This is a genomic window from Iodidimonas sp. SYSU 1G8 (assembly GCF_039655775.1).
GTDB lineage: Bacteria > Pseudomonadota > Alphaproteobacteria > SMXS01 > SMXS01 > RI-34.
This window is the reverse complement of the sequence record NZ_JBBYXJ010000002.1, coordinates 690,097-710,784: the sequence shown is the minus strand read 5'-3', so window position 1 is coordinate 710,784 and position 20,688 is coordinate 690,097. Positions and strand designations below refer to the sequence as shown.

Annotated in this window: 16 protein-coding genes and 1 tRNA gene; 7 read left to right on the top strand and 10 right to left on the bottom strand. The window is 64.4% G+C overall.

Features of this window, described 5'->3' with window-relative positions:
• Window positions 1–12: 12 nt before the first annotated feature.
• The 4 genes from WJU17_RS14380 to WJU17_RS14365 form a co-directional block, all read right to left on the bottom strand.
• The gene (locus WJU17_RS14380) at window positions 13–936 is read right to left on the bottom strand and encodes an MBL fold metallo-hydrolase (protein WP_346328090.1); all 924 of its coding nucleotides are present in this window, start codon (window positions 934–936) and stop codon (window positions 13–15) included.
• Between the two features lie 260 nt (window positions 937–1,196).
• A tRNA-Thr gene (locus tag WJU17_RS14375) sits at window positions 1,197–1,272 on the bottom strand.
• A gap of 84 nt (window positions 1,273–1,356) precedes the next feature.
• Window positions 1,357–2,433, bottom strand: coding sequence for a choice-of-anchor A family protein (locus WJU17_RS14370; RefSeq protein ID WP_346328089.1), 1,077 nt, complete (start codon window positions 2,431–2,433; stop codon window positions 1,357–1,359).
• Window positions 2,434–2,649: 216 nt separating this feature from the next.
• Entirely contained in the window at window positions 2,650–3,288 is a 639-nt protein-coding gene (locus tag WJU17_RS14365; protein WP_346328088.1) for a nitroreductase family protein, read from the bottom strand.
• 128 nt (window positions 3,289–3,416) lie between these two features.
• Between WJU17_RS14365 and WJU17_RS14360 the strand changes: the two genes are divergently transcribed.
• Window positions 3,417–4,673 carry a cytochrome P450 gene (locus WJU17_RS14360; protein WP_346328087.1) on the top strand — a complete coding sequence of 419 codons (1,257 nt, stop codon included), beginning with the start codon at window positions 3,417–3,419 and terminating at the stop codon, window positions 4,671–4,673.
• 142 nt (window positions 4,674–4,815) lie between these two features.
• Window positions 4,816–5,391, top strand: coding sequence for a carboxymuconolactone decarboxylase family protein (locus tag WJU17_RS14355; RefSeq protein WP_346328086.1), 576 nt, complete (start codon window positions 4,816–4,818; stop codon window positions 5,389–5,391).
• Between the two features lie 2 nt (window positions 5,392–5,393).
• Here WJU17_RS14355 and WJU17_RS14350 read toward each other — a convergent pair whose 3' ends face one another.
• Together WJU17_RS14350 and mprF are read right to left on the bottom strand one after the other, a co-directional pair.
• Complete coding sequence (locus tag WJU17_RS14350; protein WP_346328085.1) at window positions 5,394–6,617, bottom strand: AcvB/VirJ family lysyl-phosphatidylglycerol hydrolase; 1,224 nt, start codon at window positions 6,615–6,617, stop codon at window positions 5,394–5,396.
• Window positions 6,614–9,196, bottom strand: coding sequence for a bifunctional lysylphosphatidylglycerol flippase/synthetase MprF (gene mprF, locus WJU17_RS14345; RefSeq protein ID WP_346328084.1), 2,583 nt, complete (start codon window positions 9,194–9,196; stop codon window positions 6,614–6,616). Before mprF ends, WJU17_RS14350 begins: the two co-directional genes overlap by 4 nt.
• 223 nt (window positions 9,197–9,419) lie before the next feature.
• Here mprF and WJU17_RS14340 point away from each other — a divergent pair, with 223 nt between their 5' ends.
• Together WJU17_RS14340 and WJU17_RS14335 are read left to right on the top strand one after the other, a co-directional pair.
• Window positions 9,420–10,640, top strand: coding sequence for an MFS transporter (locus WJU17_RS14340; protein ID WP_346328083.1), 1,221 nt, complete (start codon window positions 9,420–9,422; stop codon window positions 10,638–10,640).
• 15 nt (window positions 10,641–10,655) lie between these two features.
• The gene (locus WJU17_RS14335; protein WP_346328082.1) at window positions 10,656–11,516 is read left to right on the top strand and encodes an LLM class F420-dependent oxidoreductase; all 861 of its coding nucleotides are present in this window, start codon (window positions 10,656–10,658) and stop codon (window positions 11,514–11,516) included.
• A gap of 25 nt (window positions 11,517–11,541) precedes the next feature.
• On the opposite strand, the gene WJU17_RS14330 is transcribed toward WJU17_RS14335, so the two are convergent.
• The 3 genes from WJU17_RS14330 to WJU17_RS14320 form a co-directional block, all read right to left on the bottom strand.
• Window positions 11,542–11,712 carry a hypothetical protein gene (locus WJU17_RS14330; RefSeq protein WP_346328081.1) on the bottom strand — a complete coding sequence of 57 codons (171 nt, stop codon included), beginning with the start codon at window positions 11,710–11,712 and terminating at the stop codon, window positions 11,542–11,544.
• 53 nt (window positions 11,713–11,765) lie between these two features.
• Window positions 11,766–13,064 (bottom strand): MFS transporter, encoded by a 1,299-nt coding sequence (locus WJU17_RS14325; protein ID WP_346328080.1) that lies wholly within the window; start codon window positions 13,062–13,064, stop codon window positions 11,766–11,768.
• Between the two features lie 124 nt (window positions 13,065–13,188).
• Window positions 13,189–13,428 (bottom strand): helix-turn-helix domain-containing protein, encoded by a 240-nt coding sequence (locus WJU17_RS14320; RefSeq protein ID WP_346328079.1) that lies wholly within the window; start codon window positions 13,426–13,428, stop codon window positions 13,189–13,191.
• Between the two features lie 118 nt (window positions 13,429–13,546).
• On the opposite strand from WJU17_RS14320, the gene ybaL reads away from it, so the two are divergent.
• The 3 genes from ybaL to WJU17_RS14305 all read left to right on the top strand — a co-directional run bounded on the left by ybaL (window position 13,547) and on the right by WJU17_RS14305 (window position 17,129).
• Window positions 13,547–15,223 carry a YbaL family putative K(+) efflux transporter gene (gene ybaL / locus WJU17_RS14315; protein WP_346328078.1) on the top strand — a complete coding sequence of 559 codons (1,677 nt, stop codon included), beginning with the start codon at window positions 13,547–13,549 and terminating at the stop codon, window positions 15,221–15,223.
• A 78-nt stretch (window positions 15,224–15,301) separates the two neighbouring features.
• Window positions 15,302–16,351 (top strand): sensor domain-containing diguanylate cyclase, encoded by a 1,050-nt coding sequence (locus WJU17_RS14310; protein ID WP_346328077.1) that lies wholly within the window; start codon window positions 15,302–15,304, stop codon window positions 16,349–16,351.
• A gap of 94 nt (window positions 16,352–16,445) precedes the next feature.
• Window positions 16,446–17,129: a PRC-barrel domain-containing protein gene (locus WJU17_RS14305; protein ID WP_346328076.1), complete on the top strand. Its 684-nt coding sequence runs from the start codon at window positions 16,446–16,448 to the stop codon at window positions 17,127–17,129.
• Between the two features lie 64 nt (window positions 17,130–17,193).
• Here the strand turns inward: WJU17_RS14305 and WJU17_RS14300 are convergent, their stop codons facing one another.
• On the bottom strand, window positions 17,194–20,334 hold the full coding sequence (locus tag WJU17_RS14300; protein ID WP_346328075.1) for an autotransporter domain-containing protein: 3,141 nt from the start codon (window positions 20,332–20,334) through the stop codon (window positions 17,194–17,196).
• Window positions 20,335–20,688: the final 354 nt, after the last annotated feature.

The window sequence follows — 20,688 nt, the reverse complement described above, 5'->3', positions numbered from 1 at the left end:
GCGGCTCCTGTTTCAGATCACGTTGAGCGGTATCTTGAGATAGCGCACGCCATTGTCCTCGGCCTCGGGCAGATGGCCGCCGCGCATGTTGACCTGCACCGAGGGCAGGATCAGCCGGGGCATGTCGAGCGTGGCATCGCGGGCCGTGCGCATGGCGACGAAATCGTCCTCGCTCACGCCTTCATGCACGTGCACGTTGCCGACTCGTTCCGCGCGCACCGTGGTTTCCCAGACGAATTCCTCGCGGTTGGGCGCCTTGTAGTCGTGGCACAGGAACAAGCGGGTCTCGTCGGGCAGCGACAGGAGGCGGCGGGTCGAGCGAAACAGCTCACGTGCGTCGCCGCCGGGGAAATCGGCCCGCGCGGTGCCATAATCTGGCATGAACAGGGTGTCGCCGATGAATGCCGCCTCGCCCACCACATAGGCCATGTCGGCCGGCGTATGACCCGGGACATGCAGGGCGATGGCGTCGATCTCGCCGATGCGGAACGTCTCGCCATCGTCGAACAGACGGTCGAACTGCGAGCCGTCGCGGGCGAAATCGGTGCCGGCGTTGAAGATTTTACCGAATGTGTTCTGCACGGTCAGGATGTGCCGGCCGATCGCCAGCGTGCCGCCCAGCTTTTCCTGCAGATAGGGCGCGGCCGACAGATGGTCGGCATGGGCATGGGTCTCGAGCAGCCAGTCGATGGTCAGCCCCCGCTCGCGCACGGCGCGGATCACCGCGTCGGCCGAATCCGTGCTGGTCCTGCCCGAATTCGGGTCGTAATCCAGCACCGAATCGACGATGGCCGCGCGCCGCGTGGCCGGGTCGATCACCAGATGAGTGGCCGTGAAGGTCGCCTTGTCGAAGAAGCTCACGACCTCCGCCGCGGCGCCGGACCGGCGCGCGCGCCCGACAAGATCGGTGGCTGTTTCGAGGGGCAGGTCCTGCATGGCAATCTCCCGTCATCTCGCCCCGCGCGCCCGGACGGACACGGCGGCGGCATTCGCTCAAACAATTAATCCGTATATTTGAATATATGAATATATTGAGGAGCGCAAGAGCCCAGGCAATGCCGGTATTTGCGCCGGCCCACGCGCCACGCGGGACGGACGTCACGAAGGGACGCGTGCGCCGGTAACCGGGCGCGCAAGCGCAGAGGATGGGGAAGGTTTGACTGCATCAACCCGTCGCATGCTCGACGGGTTGGGAGTGGTGCCGCTTAGGTGACTCGAACACCTGACCCTCGCATTACGAATGCGATGCTCTACCGGCTGAGCTAAAGCGGCCCCGGAAACGACGCAACGGATAGACGATGCGCCGGGCTAAATCAAGATCGGGATGGCGCCGGCCTACGATAAATCGACGCGGCTTCAGGCGCGGCGGAGTAACCGGCGGCGGCCGAACCATAGCAGCGCGAGGGCGCCGATCAGCATCAGCCAGGTTTCCGGCTCGGGCACCGTGGTGCCGCCACCGGTGTTGCCCCCGCCGGTATTACCGCCACCATTGTCGCCACCCGGGTTGCCCGGCGGGAAGGTGGGCGGATAATATTTGCCGGTATAGGTGCCCAGGTGGAACTCGCCATTCTGCTGCAAGCTGCCGAAAACGGCCGATCCCTCGATATAATTGCTGGTCGAGGCGGCCGCCTTGGGCGCCAGGACCGAGCCGCCCCATGCCGTGGAGGAGGCGAATGTCTGCGCCTCATAGAAATTCCAGATCACGTGCTCGCCAAGACCGGTTGTGCCGCCCAGGAAGTTCTGCGAGAGAGCGATATTGGCGCCGCTGACGTTGATGACCACCGTGTCGGCGCCGTTAACGTTCAACGCGATTTCACTGAACTTGGACAGATCCGCCGCCGTCATGTTGAACACCGCGACCCCGGCGGAATCCGGCTTGGACACGAACGTCGCCCGGTTCTGATCGATGGTAACCGTGGCGGTCGCCTCGAGTTTCGACAGGGTGCTCGACAGATCGGTGAGGCTGCTGGTCAGCAATTCCTTCTGCTGGGTCAGGTTGGACGTGAAGTAGGCGTCCGACTTGGCCAGTCCCGACACCACGGTATTCTGGTTCACGTTGGTATTGCTGATGGTACCGCCCACCTTGACCGTCTGGGGGTTGCCGTTCAGATTGAAGCCGCTGTTCACGTTGCCACCGACGATGGCGCCGGAGCCGTTGTTCAGATTCTTGTGGCTGCCGTTGACATCGCCCACCACGGTCAGACCGGGCTGGCCGGTCGGGGACGCGGCCGGCGTCCTGATCTGATAGTTGGACGAATTGCCGTTCAAATTGCCGCCGACGAAAGTGCGGCCCTCGACCTCGGAGCTGGATGTCAGATCGCCCAGCACGATGAGGTTCCACTCGCGCAGCGCATCGGTGCCCACGACCGCGGAGAGCGCGGGAGACACAGTCGCCGCGAAAACAACTAGAGCTGTCAGCAATGCTTTTTTCATGGGGCGACCGTATTTATCGAGAGAGGACAAGTCAAAGCGGGAAACGCATGGGCATCCGCCCACTCCGAATTTCTACCACAGTGCGGCCTGAACGCAACGCCAGCGGGCGCAAGGCCGCCCTGATACACGGGAAATGGTCCCAACAGCGCCGCTGGAATCTGATCAGATCGCGACGCCAGATCGGAATCATCGGCTCCGCACCCGAGTCGCGTGCGCTCAGAAGTAGCTGTTGCCCCACCGGTCGTGGTGCGTCACCTCGGACAAGGGTCCCCGTTGGACGGGGCCGAAACGGCCTTCGGGATAGCCGATCGGCAGGATCGCGAAAGAGCGGATTCCCTCTGGAAGGCCGAATATGGCGTCAACCTCGGCGCCGAACATCATGTGGCGCATGGTCAGGGTCGCGCCCAGGCCAAGCGCCCGAGCCGCCAAAAGCATGTTCTGAACCGCCGGATAGATAGACGCGCCGCTGCCCGGCATGCCGCCTTTTGGCCCCACATCAAGGCAGGCGACGATCCAGACCGGTGCCTCGTGGAACCGCTCGGTCAGGTGGCTTACCGCCGCGACCTGTCGCGCCAGCTTGTCGCGTGCCTCGCCAGCGGGCATGGCTCCCAGACGCTCGGCGTAATGCCGACCGACACCCTCGTCATAGGCGCGCTGATAGTAGTGCTGCACCTGGCGCTTGATGTCGGGACTTTCGACCACGATGAAACCCCAGTTCTGTGCGTTGCCGCCGCTGGGCGCCGCCTGACCCGCGCGCAGGATACGCTCGATCGCCTCGCGCGGCACCGGATCCGGTTTCAGCCGGCGCATGGCCCGCGTGGAGTGGATGATCTCGAACAGCCCTGGATCGGTCATGGAGCATCTCCCCTGGTCGTCGGCATGATCGTGCGGTACCGGCCGCGCCGCAAGCGTGCCGTTGCACGCTCCCCAATTGGCCATCACTATGACGACCAGCAGCCACGCGGACGTTGGGGAGACGAACCATGGATGATGCCACGAGACGTGTCGAAGACTTCAGCCTCATGGATCACGCCACGCAGAGCGATCCGTTCGCGTTCTACGCCGCGGCCCATTCCCAGTGCCCCGTATACCGCATGCCGGAGACCGGCTTCTACGTGGTCACCAGATATGACGATTTGCGACAGGTGCTGAAGGATACCGAGACCTTCTCCAACGATGTCAGCGCCAAGGATGGCAAAGGGCTGCAGGGCGAACTGGGCGTGCTGTACGAGGAGATCATCGCCGAGCGAGGATGGGCCCATGTCCAGACCCTTCAGCGGACCGACCCGCCCCTCCATTCGCGCTACCGCAAGCTGCTGGACCGGGTGTTCACGGCCAAGCGGGTGCGCGAGATGCAGCCCTATGTGGACCAAGTCGCCAACGATCTGATCGACTCATGGATCGATGACGGCGAATGCGAATTCAACATGCGGTTCGCCATGCCCATGCCGGGCATCATCATCGCCGAGCAGCTCGGGCTGGACCGGAGCCAGGTCGCGACCTTCAAGCGCTGGGCCGACGCGCTGATCGCCCTGTCGATCCGCAAATGGACCGAGGCGGAAATCCGCCAGATCGCCGAGACCGAACTGGAGATGCAGCATTATCTGTTCCACGAGTTCGAGAAGCGGCGTGAAAAACCCACGGGCGACCTGATCTCGGCCCTCGTGCACGCCCATGGCGACGACGAGGAGGCGCTGAGCATGCACGAGTTGCAGAACCTGATGCACCAGCTGATCAGCGGCGGCTTCGAGACGACGCAGAGCGCCATCGCCCACGGCATGTGGCTACTGCTGCGCCATCCCGAGACCATGCAGCGCATGCGCGACGACATGAGCCTGATCAAGCCGTTCTGCGAGGAGGCCATGCGCATCGAGAGCCCTGTCCAAGGGCTGGCGCGCAAGACGACCCGCGAGGTGGAACTGAACGGCACGACGATCCCGGCCGGGTCCATGGTGCTGACGCGCTATGGCGCCGCCAATCGTGATCCCGAAAAGTTCGCGTGTCCGCACCTGTTCGACATCGACCGCAAGAATGCCGGCGCCCAGATCGCGTTCGGCGCGGGCGTCCATTTCTGCGTCGGCGCCAGCCTGGCGCGGCAGGAAATGGTCAGTTCGTTCACCGCCCTTCTCACCCGGCTGGACGACATCGAACTGGCCCGCGAGTTGCCACAGCCGGTGCATAATCCCAGCCTCTATTTCATGCCCATGAAGGAGTTGCCGATCCGCTTCCGCAAGCGCTGAGCTTGGCGTAGCAGCGGCATCCATGAAACGGATCGCCGCGGGGAACGGGTTTGCGCTGTCGCTGATACCGGAACAGTGGAAAACCGCTTCGACCGGCACCGCAAGCCTGACATGATCCGCCGAATCCGCAGGGAGACACCCGATGGCGCCTTTTCCGAAACTGACCCCGGACATGTTGACGGAGGAGCAGCGCGCCTTGTGGGACCACGTCGCCGGCGGACCGCGCAAGAGCATGATCGAGAGCGCGGACGATCCGCTGCCCGGTCCCTACAATGCCTGGTTGCAGATCCCGTCGTTCGGCCAGATCGGTGCGCGGATGGGCGAACGCCTGCGGTTCGAGTCGGTTCTCGACGGCAAGCTGCGCGAGCTGGCGATCCTGGCAACCGGCGCGCATTGGAAGGCGGAATATGAATTCTGGGCTCACGCCCGCGTCGCCCGCGCCGCGGGATTGCCCGAGGCGATCATCGAGGCGGTCCGGACCGGCGCGCCGCCTCCCTATGAAACGACGGAGCAGCGGATGGTGCATGAGGCGGCCTGCGCCATCCTGCGCACCGGCCGCCTGCCTGACGATCTGGCGGAGGCCATCACGACGGCGCTCGGGCGCCCGGCGCTGGTCGAACTGGTGGCTCTGGTGGGCTTCTATTCCCTGGTGTCCTTCACGCTCAACGCGTTCGACGTGACATTGCCCGAAGGCACCGCGCCCGTCTGGACAGACTGATTTCAGGGACCAAGCCGGCGCTTGAGACCCGACAGGATCACCTCGGCGAGCGCCTCGTAATCGCCGTCGAAATGGTGTCCGCCGGACGTCTTGATGACTTCGGCGCCGTCCTTGCGAAGGTCGGCGCAGGCCGATTCATCCTCCGCCCCGAAGATGCACTGGACCCGCGCCATCTTCATGCGCCGCACGTCAGGCAAGGTTGGCGCACCGTCATTGTCGCTGCCGACCCAGCCCGCGACGGATATTTCGAAACTGGCGGTTCGCCCTAGTCCGAGCAGCGAGACCTGTGCGATTTTTTCCCGGTCCATCGGCGGCAGCGCGGCGATCGTGGCCGGCAGCAGGTCGGCGCCGAAGGAATAGCCGACGAGCAATACATGCCGGGTTCCCCAGCGCTCACCATATGTCGCGATCAGCCGGGACAGATCTTCGGCCGTCTGGACCGGCGTCTTGCGCGCCCAAAAGTATCTGAGCGTATCGATCCCGATGGTAGGCACGCCGCGCCGCTGCAGGATACCGGCGATGGTCCGGTCCAGATCCCGCCAGCCGCCGTCGCCCGAGTAGACAATGGCGAGAGTGTCGAAGACCGGTCTTGCCGGAAGCTCGATGACGGAGGGGGCATCGCTGTCATCCGCCGCGGCCCGTGCAGCGATGCCGAGCAGCCGCGCATCGAGCGTTCTGGTCGCCGCCACCCTGCCACTGCGCAGCACCTCAAACGAGCCGCTGCCTGCCATGGAGGCCTGTGCCGGATCGGGAGGACACAGGGGCTTGGTCAACGGTAACGCGGGAGCAGGATCGACCGCGAGGATCTGTCCAAGGGTCGCGGCCGGCGCCTGATCCCTGATCGCCATGGCGAGGACGCCGCCGGCGCCGATCCCAGCGACGATGGGCGATCGGTAGTGGGCGGCTCCCGCCGCCCGCTGGATCTGGTGGCTGAGCGCTTCGATATCCCACACGACATAAGCGCACCGGTCACCGCCAGCGTCGATGCGGGCGATCCAGTCGGGCAGGTCAATACCCACCACGGCGACACCTTGGGCTCGCAGCCCGAACGCGAGGCGCCGTTCGGCCCATCCCCAGCCATCGGCATCCGAGATGAGGAACACGGTTGACGAAACAGGACCATCCGGCAGGCGGATGTCGGGCTTGCCCAGCGCGCCCGCGTCGAATGCCGAGGCGGCGCTCGACCACCACCCCAGCACCAGGCACACCAGTAGGAGGCGGATCATTTCCCGACCACGCCTTTCAGTCCACCGCCGATGAGGATGGTCGCATCGGCGAGGGCCAGCGTCGGGCTGCCGGAGACCGCCATGTAACGAGGTCGCCAGACCGGCTGATACTTGGCCTTGAAAGCCCGAAGACCCCGAAAATTATAGAAGCGCTCGCCATGCTCGAAGATGGCGGCGCCGATCCGGTGCCAGGCAGGCGCGGCGGGACTTTCTGAAAAGCCCGACAACGGCGCCATCCCCAGATTGAACCATTGGTAGCCTGCATCCCGATAGTGCTCCATCAGGCGGATGAAGAGGTATTCCATGGCGCCGCCCGGCGCGGCTGGCCCGAAGCGCATCAGGTCGATAGAGACTTCCTCTCGCAGCTCCGTCATCAGGATGGTCGCGAATGCGACGATCGCGCCGTCGCGCCTCAGCACCGCCACCGGTTGAGCGCCCACATAATTCCGGTCGAATGCTCCCAGCGAGAAACGCTTCTCCCGCGCCTTGTGATGCGCCAGCCAACTGTCGGAAATTTCCTGCAGCCGATCCATCTGCCCGCCGACCTCGTCCGGTGAGAGGATCGCGAACTCAAGCCCCTCCCGGATGCCCCGGTTCAGGGCGTGCCGCAGACTGGCTTTCGACGCGCCCTTCAGATCGAAACCGGGCAAGGCGACTTGGGCGTCCTCGCCCAGCTTGAACGCGCGCAGGCCGGCGTCCACGTAAAGCGACAGTGCGTCAGGGCCCACCTGATAGAACACTGCCCTGCCTCCCTCCCTCTGGGCAGCCTCGACGAAGCGCCAGACCAATTCAGGCCACGCGGCGGGCGCCCCAACCGGATCGAAAAGCGCGATCCACGAGCGCCCCTGACGCGCATACATGATGAAGGCATCGCCAACATCCGAGAACATGATGCTCTTGTCGCCCATGCGGACGAGATCGGCATCAACGCTGGACTGACGTGCGGTGATCGCGACAGCCCGATCCAGGTCTTGCTGCGAGGGTCGCTCGTTGGCACTCCTCGCGGGACGCAGCAGGGCCGCGCCGGCCAGCACACCGGAGACCAGCGCTGCGCCCACCAGCGCTCTGAGACTGCGCGGCGCCTCGGCGGAAAACTCGAACTGCCACCAGAGGTCGTGGCCGTATTCCACATCGCGATAGACGAAGAACAGGATCGCAGTCGCGGTGATCAACACCACCGCCACTGCCGCAAGCCAGCCGGGCCTCAGCGCCTGATGCAACAGCGAGGCCGGACGGTCGAATTGACGACGGCTCGCCAACAACGCCGCGAGCAGCAAGATCAGCAACCCGGCTTCCGTCGCGGCGATGGCCTTCACGAGCGACAGGACAATCGCGAGACCGGTCATCATGCACGCGGCCCACCATGCGCCGTCCAGGCGGTAGGCGAGGCCGCGCGAGGCCACCATCAAGCCGAGCCCCAGTACACTGGCCAGAAAATGGGCGCCTTCGATAAAGGGCAGCGGCACATGCTGCGCCAGCACGTCGAGACGTGAATTCAGCGCCGGCGTAACCCCCGAGAAGATCAGCATGACGCCGAGCAGCAACGTCAATGCTCCAAGCACTGGCGGCGCGAGCGGCGCCACGGCAGCCGCCGCCCGCGTCACCGCCGCGCCCATGGCAATGCGGCGGAGCTCGACAGCGGCGACGATCAACCCCGCCAACAGCAGCGGCAACCCGTGATAGACGGCGCGGTAAAGGACGAGCGCACCGAGGACTTCATGGACTGGAATATTGCCGCCGACAGCCGCCACGATGACCGTCTCGAATACGCCGAGCCCGCCCGGCACATGGCTGAGCACCCCCAGCCCGACAGCGATCGCGTATATGGCGATGAAGCCGGGCAGGTCGATAGCCGAACCGGGCAGCAACACCCAGAGGACCGCCGCCGAGGCCGAGACATCCAGCAGTGTGACCATGAGCTGCCGAAGCATGAGCCCGGGGCGCGGCAGTTGCAGGGTGGTGCGCCCGACCGTGACGGCACCCCTGCGCCGGGCCGCGACGGCGACAGCCCCCGCGATCATCGCAAGCACCAGCGCCCCGGCAATACGGAGCAGAGAATCGGGCACGCCCAGGTAGCCAGCGACATCGCCGGCCGCGGCGACAAGGCCAAGACCGGTGACAGCGACAAGACCGATGCCGAAGGACGCGGTGACGAACGCAACGATGCGGCCGATATCCTCCGGCTCGAAGCCCAGTGGAGCGAAAAAGCGGTAACGGATGGCACCGCCCGTCAACGGGCCGAAACCGGCCGTGTTGGAGACCGCGTAGGCACAGAACGCCGCGAGGCCGACCACCCGGTACGGTAGCTTGCGTCCCACATAGGCCAGCGCGGAGACATCGTAGAGACTGAGCAACATGAAGCTGGCCGCCGTGAACAGAACGGCGGCGGCCAGCTGTCCGGCAGAGGTCGCGCGGAGCGCATCGACGACCTCGCCATAGGACACCTCCCGCACGAGATGCGAGATCGCAACCGCCATCAGGACAGCCACGAGCACGACCGCGGCCGACGCAAGCAGCGGGCGCCATTGCAGCACCCTGCCGAGCGCCCCATCCGCTTTGACGTTGGTCAGGTCGTCCAATCAGCAGCCATTCATTTCGGTCGCGTTCGCCATTCCATACCTGAATGGCCACGACACAGCCAGTTGCCGTATCGGGTGCTCTTGAAGATTTGGGCGCGATGTTGAAAACCGCCGAGGCCGGCGTTACGGAGCAGGGCGTGGCCCCTGTCTCGGCGGGATCACGAATACGGGTTCCGCACGCGTGCAAAATCCCTAAGATCGCCGCCCTGGGGAGAGCGCCTGAATGAAAATCTACTATGGTTGGTACGTGGTGGCGGTGGCCATGCTGTTTCAGGCCGTCACCTTCGGGCTGGGCAGCTACTCCTTCACCTTCTGGGTCGAGTCCTGGACCAGCGAATTCAGCGCCGACCGTGCCGACGTCATGGTCGCGACCACGCTGTTCACCGTCGCGCTGGGGGTGATGGGCCCCGCGGCCGGCTGGGCCTTCGACCGGGTGTCCATGCGTCTGCTGATCTGCTGCGGCGGCCTCGTCTATGCCCTGGGCCTGGCGCTGATCTCGGTCTCCACAGCCCTGTGGCAGATTATCGCGATTTATGCCGTGCTGCTCGGCATGGGCTTTACTCTGGCTGGCTCGCTGGCGGGCCAGACGCTGGCGGCCAAATGGTTTCGCGGCAAGCGCGGCTTCGCCATCGGCATCGTGTCGATCGGCAGTTCCATCGGTGGCTTCCTGCTGCCGCCCATGGTCGCCTTCCTGATCGGTGAGTATGACTGGCGCACGGCGCAGCGTATTCTCGCGGTCTTCACGGCGGCCGCCATCATTCCGCTGGCCTGGCTGATCATCCGCAACAGTCCCGAGGCGGCGGGCATCGACCCCGATCCGGAAAGCGATATCTCGCGCCAGGCCGTGGCCGACGGGCTGCACCGTAGCTGGACCTATCCCCAGATCGCGCGCGAGCGCACGTTCTGGCTGCTGATCGTCGCCATCCTGCCGCCGGCCCTCGCCTTCGCCGGCATCATGGCGAATCTTCGCCCCTATACGGCGGATATCGGGATCACGCCGCAGCAATCGGCGACGTTGATGTCCGCTATCGCCATTTCCATGTTCGCGTCGAAATTCGGCATCGGCGCACTCGCCGACCGGGTCGATCTGCGCTTTCTGTACTGGGCCGCCGCATTGCCCATGATCGCGGCCATGGCGTTGATGCTGGGCACGCCGAGCTACCCCCTGATGCTGGTGATGGCCACCATGATCGGCTTCACCGGCGGCTCGCACATGGCGCTGATGGGCGCCATCGTCGGCGCGCGCTTCGGGCCGGCTTCCTTCGGCAAGGTCATCGGCCTGCTGTTGCCCTTTCTGACCCTGAGCGCGACCGGCGCCGTCATCTCGGCCTGGATCCGGGACAGCACCGGATCCTATGACCTGGCGCATGAAGTCTATATCGGCCTTGCCCTGATCGCGGCGGCGGGTGTGTATTTCCTGCCGACCGCCAAAAAACGGACCTGACCCAAGGAGACAGCGATGAAATTCGGTATCGCCCCGATCAACAAGGGCGTCGCGTCGCCCGACGACATGATCGCCCACGCCAAGCTTGCGGAATCCGCCGGCGTCGAGTCCGTATGGACCTTCGAGCACGTCATCATCCCGCTCGATTACGAGAGCCGCTATCCCTACAACGCCAGCGGCCGGATGGCCTCCGAGCCCGAAACGAATTATGTGGACCCGCTACTCGCGCTGACCGCTATCGCCGCCGAGACGGCAACACTGCGGCTGGGAACCGGCGTCAACATCCTGTCACAGGCCAATCCGCTGCTGATGGCCAAGCAGGTCGCAAGCCTGGATTTCATCTCAAAAGGCCGGTTCATGCTGGGCGCCGGAATTGGCTGGCTGCAGGAAGAATTCGCCGCCATGGGAACCCCGTTCGAGAAGCGCGGCGCCCGCTTCGACGATTACATCCAGGCCATGCGCAAGGTCTGGTCGGGCGAGGTCGTCGAGCACGAGAGCGAATTCCTGAGCTGGCACAACTTCAAGTCCTATCCGGTTCCAGTGCAGACGCCCCTGCCCGTGCATATCGGCGGCAACAAGGGCAAGGCGTTCGAGCGTGTCGCCCGTTATGGCAATGGCTGGTATTCACCCAGCGGCAGCGTCGCCGAACTGAGCGAGCATCTGGCGCTGCTTCGTCAGGCCTGCGACGACGTCGGCCGTGACTTCTCCGAGATCGAGATCACGGGCGTATGGATCATGCGCGGCGGTCTGGACAGCATCAAGCGGCTGCAGGACATCGGCGTTCACCGCTTGACGGTACCGATCTTCGCGATCTGGCCCGACGAGGGCGCCGACATGATCAAGAAGCTGGGCGACGAGATCATCTCGGCGCTCTGACGCCGCGGATCAGGCCACAGGCTGGTCAGGGCCGCATCTCGCGGATGGCCAGCCTGACCTTCTCCCAAACGGCGGCCTCGTCCTTGTTGCCGCGCGCGCTACATTCCTCGGCTTTCGTCGCCGCTTCGTATTCGGCGTGGTCGCCGTGCGCGCGATAAAGCCGCTGGGCATAGTCGATGATCTGGGTCGCTTGCATGACACCTCTCCTCACTGTTCCCTGAACCTGAGGTAGTGTCTGCTAACACCCTGTCAACCGCGGCGGGCGAAGCCCGTCACCTTGAGATAAATGCCGATGACGAAGCCCATCACGCAGGTTCCCATCACGTAGTAGGCCGGCGCGAGGGTGCTTTCCTTGAGCAGCGCCGCGACCGCGACTGGCGTCAGGCCGCCGAAGATCGCGTAGGCGATGTTGTAGGAGAACGACAGGCCGGAAAAACGCACGGCGGCGGGAAACGCGCGAACCATGACGAACGGCACCGCGCCGACGATCCCGACGGTCAAGCCGGTCACCGCATAGAGCGGCAGCAGCAGTGACGGCTGCTCGCCGATCGTGGTGTAGAAGGAATGCACGGTAACGGCGAGCAGAACACTGCCGACCATGAACGTCAGGCCCGGGCCGTAGCGGTCCACCGCCCAGCCGGCGATGAGACAGCCGAAAGTCAGCGACACCACCGCCGCGATATTCGCCTCGAGCGCCATGACCGGGGTGAAGCCGTACTGATTTTGCAGGATGCCGGGCGTCATCAGGATCACGACCACGATGGCCGCCGTCAGCATCCAGGTCAGCAGCATGGACAGCACGACCGAGCCGGGGTGGCCGACGATCACGGTCTTGACCGGAAGCTCGCGGGCCAGCGCCTTGTGCTGGCGCATCTCCTCGAAGACCGGGGTTTCGCTGAGATAACGTCGCAGGTAGACGCCGAACAGTCCGAAGACGCCGCCGAGAATGAAGGCGATCCTCCAGCCATACTCCATCACCTCGGCGGGCGGCAGCACCTGGTTGATGACGGTCGCCGTGATCGAGCCGAGCAGGATTCCGAAGGTCAAACCGGCGGTCAGCGTGCCACAGGCGAAGCCGATATGCCGGTCCGGCACATGCTCGGACACGAAGACCCAGGCGCCGGGCACCTCGCCGCCGATCGCCGCGCCCTGCACGATGCGCAGCAGCAGCATCAGGATGGGCGCCCAGATGCCGATATCGGCGTAGGTCGGCAAAACGCCCATGGCGAAGGTCGGCACGGCCATCAGGAAGATGCTGAAGGTGAACATGCGCTTGCGGCCGACCAGATCGCCGAAATGCGCCATGACGATGCCGCCCAGCGGCCGCGCCAGATAGGCCGCCGCGAACAGGCCGTAGGTCTGCGCCTCCTTGGCCCAGGACGATTGCTCGGGCGAGAAGAACAGCTGGCTGATGACCGCCGTGAAGAACACGAAGATGATGAAGTCGTAGAATTCCAGCGCGCCGCCCAGGGCGGACAGCGTCAGGGTCTTCATATCCTTGCGGGACAGCGGACGCGTGGTCCGTGCATCGGCGGCGGCAGGTATCATGGGCTGGGTGCTCGCGGACTGAGAAACGCCGCCGGTTTCCTCGTCCGGAAGCGTCTATTCAATAATCCATCGCCGCGAACGCTACCACGGATTTTCGCGTCGGCAGCGGCGCCGGCATCCGCTGCTAGGCCGGGCGCGCCATCCGCACCCCCACCCCTTGGTCATCCGCGACGATCAGACACACCCCCGCATCCTCCAGCGCGCGGACGAGCTGCGCCTCGGTTGCCCGGTGCAACTCATGGTGGCCCGCTTCGAACTCCCGGACGGTGCTGCGCGAGACACCGGCATGCCGCGCCAGGTCCTCCTGGTTCCAGTTGAGCAGACCACGGGCGGCACGGCACTGCGCTGGCTCGATCTTGGACACGTCCTGCGACCTTTGCGTTTCAGTTATTTTGAATTAAATCAACCAAATTGGTTGATTTGTCAAGGCGGACCGTTCATTCTACTCGCCATAGGACGATCACAGGAGAGTTGGTAGCAGGATGCCCCACGAGACACCGCTTATCACCATGATCGTAGCCGGCATCGGCCTGGCTTTCATCTTCGGCGCCATCGCCAATCGCCTGCGCATCTCGCCTCTCGTGGGATATCTACTCGCGGGCGTGCTGGTCGGACCCGGCACCCCCGGCTTCGTGGCGGACGCAGCCTTGGCGACGGAACTGGCGGAGATCGGCGTCATCCTGCTCATGTTCGGTGTCGGCCTGCACTTTTCCCTGCGCGATCTGCTCACGGTCAAGGCCATCGCCATCCCCGGCGCTATCGGACAAATCTCGCTGGCGACGGTCCTTGGCGTGGCGCTTGGCTGGGCCATGGGATGGCCGATCGGCGCGGGACTGGTCTTCGGCCTGGCGCTATCGGTCGCCAGTACCGTGGTGCTGCTGCGCGCGCTACAGGAGAGGCGGCTGATCGAGACCGAACGCGGACGCATCGCCGTCGGCTGGCTGATCGTCGAGGATCTGGCCATGGTGCTCGCGCTGGTACTGATGCCCGCGCTGGCCAGTCTGCTCAATGCCGCCGATGGCGGCGCAGCCCCGTCGCTGGGCTTCGGCGACATCGCCGTGACCTTGGCGATTACCTTGGGCAAGGTGGCGGCGTTCATCGCTTTCATGCTCGTGGTCGGCCGCCGGGTCATCCCCTGGGCGCTGCACTACATGGCGCACACCGGATCACGCGAGCTGTTCCGGCTCGCCGTGCTGGCGATCGCTCTGGGCGTGGCCTATGGCGCCGCCGAATTGTTCGGCGTCTCCTTCGCGCTCGGCGCGTTCTTCGCCGGCATGATCCTGAGCGAGTCCCATCTCAGCCACCGCGCCGCGGAAGAGACCCTGCCGCTGCGCGACGCCTTCGCCGTCCTGTTCTTCGTGTCGGTCGGCATGCTGTTCGATCCAAAGATCATCATCGAGCATCCGCTGCCGCTGCTGGCAACCGTCTTCATCATCCTGATCGGCAAGTCGATGGCCGCGTACTTCATCGTCCGCGCCTTCGGCCACGCCAAGGGAACCGCCCTCACCATTTCGGCCAGCCTGGCCCAGATTGGTGAATTCTCATTCATCCTGGCGGCGCTCGGTGTCGGTCTCGGGCTGTTGCCGCAGGAAGGACAGGACCTGATCCTGGCCGGCGCGATCATTTCCATCTTCGCCAATCCGTTCTTTTTCACCCTGCTCGACCACTGGGAGAAAAAGCGCAAGGCGCCGGCAGGCGTGGCGGTCGAAACGCCCGAGGCCGAACCCTTGACCACGACCTCGAAGGTGGATCACGCGGTGATCATCGGGTTTGGCCGGGTGGGAAGCCTGATTGGACAGACGTTCCAGGATCGTGGCCAGCCTGTCGTCGTCATCGAGGACAACAAGGGTCGCCTGGAACATCTCCACGGACGCGGCATCGAGGCCATTGCTGGCAACGCCGCCTCGGCCGAGGTTCTCGCCGCCGCCAATCTCGCCGAGGCGCGCTGGCTGTTCGTCGCCATTCCGGAATCGTTCGAGGCCGGCCAGGTCGTCTCGCAGGCGAGAGCGATCAATCCGTCGCTCAACATCATCGCCCGCGCGCATTCCGACGCCGAGCTGGATTATCTGGCCGGCCATGGCGCGACGACCGTGGTGATGGCGGAGCGGGAAACCGCGCGATCCATGATCGCCCAAGCGCTGGGGCAGGCGGCGATTTGACGACGTTCTGGGGGTTGATCGCCGCTGGACCAGGTGATTTGATCACCCGCCCGAACCTGTTACGAGGCACGATGTGACATGCTGACTCCCCCCCATCCAGACAATGAGGAAGCCCGTCAGCAATCCCTTGACCGCATGTTGCTGCTGTCGACGCCGGCGGAAGCGCAATTCGACCGTGTCACCCGCACGGCGCAGCGGCTGTTCGGCACGCCCATGACCTCATTCACCCTTGTCGACGGTGACCGGCAATGGTTCAAGTCTCCGGTCGGCCTGGACGTCAGGGAAACGGGACGGGACATCTCGTTTTGCGGTCATGTGGTCGCCAGCGGCCATACCATGATCGTTCCGAACGCGCTGGACGACCCACGCTTCGCCGATAATCCACTGGTGACCGGCGATCCGAACATCCGCTTCTATGCCGGCAGGCCGATCCATAACAGCGAAGGTCACTGCATCGGCACGCTCTGCATCATAGACCGCACGCCGAGAGCATTCTCGGAGGCCGACCGGCAATCCCTCGACGATCTGGGTGCCTGGCTCGAAGCCATGCTGCTGAACCGCGACCTGGGCGAGGCGCAGTCCGAGCTGATCCGGGAACTGGAGGCGACCCGTCGCGAGATGCTGATCGATCCGCTGCTCTGGATCTGGAACCGGCGTGGTGTCGAGGACCTGATGCAGCGGGAGATCAAGCGGGCGGCCCGCAGCCGCGAGCCGGTGACCGTCGTGGCGATCGATCTGGACCACTTCAAGGGAATCAACGATCGCTTCGGCCACCCCGCCGGCGATGCCGTGTTGAAGGAGGCGACAAGCCGCCTGCGCGAACAGCTACGTCCGTACGATATTCTCGGGCGCTGGGGCGGCGACGAACTCATCGTCATCGCCCCGGGCGTTCCGCGCGGCGACCTGGAAGAGTTCGGCGCCAAGCTGTGCCGTTCGGTCGTCGCGCGCGGCCCGCTGTCGTTCGGCGCCCTTGAAATTCCCTTCAGCATCACGGCAGGCCTGGCTCAGGCACCCGTCGACACCGGAACGGATTTTGCCGCGCGCCTGCTGAAAGCCGCCGATCAGGCGCTTTATGCCGCGAAAGAGAATGGCAGGGGCACCGCCGCCGTCTGGTCGGGCGTGACCTGACGCCAGCGGAACAATCGGATTACGGCTGACGTTGAAAACCCGTGCGCGACGGCGGCGAGCGCCGTGCAGCATGGGAGTCGAGACTATGCGCCGATTGGCTTTCGCCGCCGGAGTCGTTGCCTGCCTCGCGCCGACACTGCCCGCGACGGCGCAGGAAGCGAGCGCTACGGACATCATGATGGTCGAACAGGGCCGCGCCATTTTGGGCGCTCACGCTGTCTCGGCCCGTCACACCATCGGCGCGCCAGTGTTCTCGGCTGCAGGTGAGCGCCTCGGCAGCGTCGCAAATCTCGTCCTGGATAGCGCCAACAGAATTCAGAAAGTCGTCGTCTCCAGCGGCACCGTTCTTGGCGTGGGCGGCAAAAACGTACAGGTGGAATTCAAGGCGACCGTGATCCGGCGAGACCAGGAAAAGGCGCCGATAATCCAGATGCAGGTCACGCCGGAGGAAATGGACAACGCGCCGTCATTCGATCCATCGACGCTGGCCAGCGACGGCGATCGCCTCGCGAGTTCCTTCATCGACAGGACCGTGACCTTGGCCGCCATGTCCGAGAGCGGCAAAATTCACGACCTGATCCTGAACGAGGACGGCACCGTCGAGCATCTGATCGTCGAATTCGGCGGTGTGCTGGGGGTGGGCCAAACACGCTTTGTCGTCGCGCCGGACAAGCTCGCCACGGCGCCGGAGGGCAAGCCCATGAGTCTGTCTCTGAGCAAATCCGAACTGGAGGCCCTGCCCCGGATCAAGTCCACCAAGGCGGTCTCAACGCTGTAGTCGTCCCTCAACCGGCTACCGCAGGACGGAGCCCGGTCGGCATCGCCGGCCGGGCTTCGTGCCTTCAGAAGCTGACGCGGACCGTGGCGGAACCGACATGGTTCAGCTTGCCGCCGCCGAATTCCACATCGTAGTCGAAGGACAACGTGCCGAAATAAGCGCTGAGGTCGACACCCGTACCCGCATAGAACGTGCTGGCCGAGCCCAGTTCGCCAAGGGTTGTGAACGCGGTGGCCGGCCCGCCCTGCAGGAAGTGAGCGACGTTGACGGGCCCCTTGTAGCTGAACTCGCGTGTCATGCCGGCGCGCAGCTGCGGTTCGATGATGCCGGTGCCGTCCTCGATCCGCATGCCGAGCTGGACGCCGATATTGCCGCGCAGGAACTCCACATCCTGTGACGAGACCACCAGCTTCACACCGTCGGGCGTGGTGGCTTCCGTCTTGGTGGCTTCCTCGTTGGTGGCCTGGATGCTTCGTTCCACATAGCCGCTTTCATGAAGCTTCATGTAGCTGAGGCTGGCCGCGGCCGAGAGCGAGAATCGTCCGATCTTGGCGCCATAACCGGCACGCACATTGGCGGCGAAGTGATGTCCGCTCCAGTCGCTGAACATGCGCCGGTCAACCGTGCCGATCACCAGACGGCGTTCCTGGTCGTATGAACTGATGCCATAGCCGCCCGTCGCATCGATAAAGAAGCCGTTGGTCTCATAGCCGGCATAAATGTTGAACTGTGTCGTCTGGACGGAGGTCGGTTTGTCGAACGACGTCTTTTCCCGGTACTCCGACCAGACCTGGGAGATGCTGACACCAACCGCATCGAGACCGAAGAGCGGGTAATCAACGCCCGCCGCGATGCCATAGCTGTAACCGCCGAAACCGAGCTGATTGCCATACGGGCTCTGCTTGGCGACATAGACCAGTTGTTCGGCCCAGATGGTGAAGTCATTACGCTTGCGCAGCTTTTCGGCCCGCTTTGGATCCTTGCCCGCCAGACGGTCGACCCGCTCCTTGTAGCGCTGATCCAGTTTGTAGATGCCGTCCATACGCTTGTTGATCGCGCCGAAAATAGCGGCCTGACTCTTGAAGATGCCTTGCTGGGTCGCACCGCTGTTGTCCGGCATCAGCTGGTTGAAGGCGTCCTGCACCTGCTCGTCCGTCTGTAGCCGCGCCATGGCGCCGCCCAGTTCCGTATCGGCTTCCAGTACCGAGCCCGACGCATTGAAGATCGCCGTCTGGTTCGGATTCAGCCCGAGATCTTCCGCCGTCGCCCGCTTGACGGTGACGATGATGTTGGTCGGATCGGCCTCGTCCAGGGACACGATGGTGTCGAAGAAGGCGGACGTGTCATTGATGTTGAGACCGTTCAGATCGCTCTCGAAAGCCAGCGCCGTGGAATCGACCAGGGTGAAGGTGATGTCCTCCGACGACAGCGTCTTGAAATCGGTGACAAGGGTCGCGCCGTCCGCGAACGAAACGGTGCCACTGGCCTTGAGCGTGCCGGCCGTCGAATCGCTGCCGAAGATCGGGATCGACAAGGTCGAATCCTTGTCGAAGCTGGCGTTGTTGACCTGCGCGCCCTTGCTGCTCGCGATGGCGAAGGTCGCATTGGTGACCACCAGGTCGACCTGACCCTGTGTCGCGGTGAGATCGCCGGTGAAGACCGCCTCATCCGCCAGGGTAAGTGTATTGCTGCCCGCGCCCAGTTCGAGGTCGCCGGTCAGCGTGCCGCCGGTGATGGTCACCGTATCGCCCCCGCCGCCCAACTTTACCGCGCCGGTGATGTCGCCCGTATTCGTGAAGGTGATGTCCTGGGACGAGGCCGAAAAGTCGATGGCCGTCGCCGTCGAGCCGGTAGCCTCGACGGTGCCCGTATTGTTGAAGCTGGTGACCGACCCCGAGCGGTCGACGATGCCGTTCGCGGCGGCGGTCGCGGATGTGGCGACGATCGTCCCGGAATTTTCGATCTTGCCGACTTCGGCGCTCTGTTCGATGACGATGCCGTTGGCGATGCCGCCAGCGGCCGTGGCCTCGATCAGGCCGGTATTCCTGATTTCCGGCACATTGGCGAATGCCCCGATCGCGACCGCGGTCGATGTGCCCGTGCCGACGGCTTTCGACGTGATCTCACCGCCATCATTGAAGAATCCGCCGACGACCGTGGTGCTCCCGGCGCTGCCCGTCAGGCCGCCGATCCGCACGGTTTCCACCGCCTGACCTTCCGTGGTCGAGGAACTGGCGAGATCACCGCGATTGATCACGCCATAGGCGTTGCCTTCGGTGCCGACCGCGCCAATGGTGATGTCGCCGGCCGTGCCGCCGCCCGCGCCCACCCACAGGGCATTGGCGCCGCCAAGGACCGCGATGGTGCCGTCGGTGCCGACGTCGTCTTTCTTCTTGCCCCGGATTTCCTCGGCCTTTCCCGAGGTGAGATCGGCCTCCTCCTGCTGGGTCAGCGCGTCGCCGTCATTGATCACGCCCGCCGTTACGCTGCCACTGACCGCGATGCCTTCGCCGCCGCGCGTCTCGGGCGTGGTCTTGGCCTGATCACCGAAGCCGGTGGTGAAGGATGCCTTGCCCGTGTTGATGGTACCGCTGTTGCTGACCGACCCGGTCACCGGTCCGTCGATGAGCATGCCGTTGCCGCTGAGACCACTGGCGTTGATCGTGCCCTGGTTCTTGATATTCCCGGTGACGCTGCCCTTGGTGTAGATGCCGACGGAATCCTGGCCATCGACGGTGATGGTCCCCGCCGCGCCATTGATGATGTCGCCCGCCAGATTGGTGTCACCCTCGAGCAGGATGCCATAATTCTTCTGGTCGACCGTGTCCGTGTCCGTGTCGGCGACGAGCGAGATGGTACCATTGTTGGTGATGACGCTGGTGATGGTGCCGGCGCCATCGATAAGAATCCCGACCCCGTCCGAACCCGATTTGGACTCAATGCGGCCACCATTGGTGACCTTGTGGCTGCTGTCGACGATCACCGCGTCGCCTTCGTCGACGGACACCGAGCCGCCCGAATTGATGGTGATGTTGCCCGCGCCGCTGCTGGCGTTCGAGGTCCGAACCGTCTCATTCCGGCTGTTGTCGAGCGTCAGATCGGCGGCCAGGGCATAGCCCGGCGTCGCGACGGTACCCGCGATCAGAAGACTTCTGGCGATGACGCTGCCGGCGCGCAGTCGGCGGCGGGTTTGGACTTGATACATGCAGAAGCCTCGTTACTGATCCTGAGTGCGCGAGCGCAATCTCAACTGTTCATACCATAAATTGCAAGCGCCCAACTGCAAAGCTGGGCACCACCTGCCGATAGGGCCTTCCGGAAAGAACGGTGCGCGCCGCACGTCGCTGTCTCCCTTGAACTTTTCGTGTCAGGTCCGCCGATCGCCGTGTCACGGGCGCAGAGGTTGCATAAGACGTAGGAAGACGAAACCCATTCACGCTCGCGCCGGGAAAAAATCCGTGGGTGTTGCGAAATGGCACCACTTTTCCGGCCGGTTGGGTGATACCGCTTGACATGGGCACCCCGCAAGCGCACTTACCGTCTCGGTTTCCCGTGATCG

Bases quoted from the DNA above. Each gene is read 5' to 3' on its own strand.
- WJU17_RS14380 (WP_346328090.1), bottom strand. From the start codon at position 936: ATGCAGGACCTGCCCCTCGAAACAGCCACCGATCTTGTCGGGCGCGCG.
- WJU17_RS14370 (WP_346328089.1), bottom strand. From the start codon at position 2,433: ATGAAAAAAGCATTGCTGACAGCTCTAGTTGTTTTCGCGGCGACTGTG.
- WJU17_RS14365 (WP_346328088.1), bottom strand. From the start codon at position 3,288: ATGACCGATCCAGGGCTGTTCGAGATCATCCACTCCACGCGGGCCATG.
- WJU17_RS14360 (WP_346328087.1), top strand. From the start codon at position 3,417: ATGGATGATGCCACGAGACGTGTCGAAGACTTCAGCCTCATGGATCAC.
- WJU17_RS14355 (WP_346328086.1), top strand. From the start codon at position 4,816: ATGGCGCCTTTTCCGAAACTGACCCCGGACATGTTGACGGAGGAGCAG.
- WJU17_RS14350 (WP_346328085.1), bottom strand. From the start codon at position 6,617: ATGATCCGCCTCCTACTGGTGTGCCTGGTGCTGGGGTGGTGGTCGAGC.
- WJU17_RS14340 (WP_346328083.1), top strand. From the start codon at position 9,420: ATGAAAATCTACTATGGTTGGTACGTGGTGGCGGTGGCCATGCTGTTT.
- WJU17_RS14335 (WP_346328082.1), top strand. From the start codon at position 10,656: ATGAAATTCGGTATCGCCCCGATCAACAAGGGCGTCGCGTCGCCCGAC.
- WJU17_RS14330 (WP_346328081.1), bottom strand. From the start codon at position 11,712: ATGCAAGCGACCCAGATCATCGACTATGCCCAGCGGCTTTATCGCGCG.
- WJU17_RS14325 (WP_346328080.1), bottom strand. From the start codon at position 13,064: ATGATACCTGCCGCCGCCGATGCACGGACCACGCGTCCGCTGTCCCGC.
- ybaL (WP_346328078.1), top strand. From the start codon at position 13,547: ATGCCCCACGAGACACCGCTTATCACCATGATCGTAGCCGGCATCGGC.
- WJU17_RS14310 (WP_346328077.1), top strand. From the start codon at position 15,302: ATGCTGACTCCCCCCCATCCAGACAATGAGGAAGCCCGTCAGCAATCC.
- WJU17_RS14300 (WP_346328075.1), bottom strand. From the start codon at position 20,334: ATGTATCAAGTCCAAACCCGCCGCCGACTGCGCGCCGGCAGCGTCATC.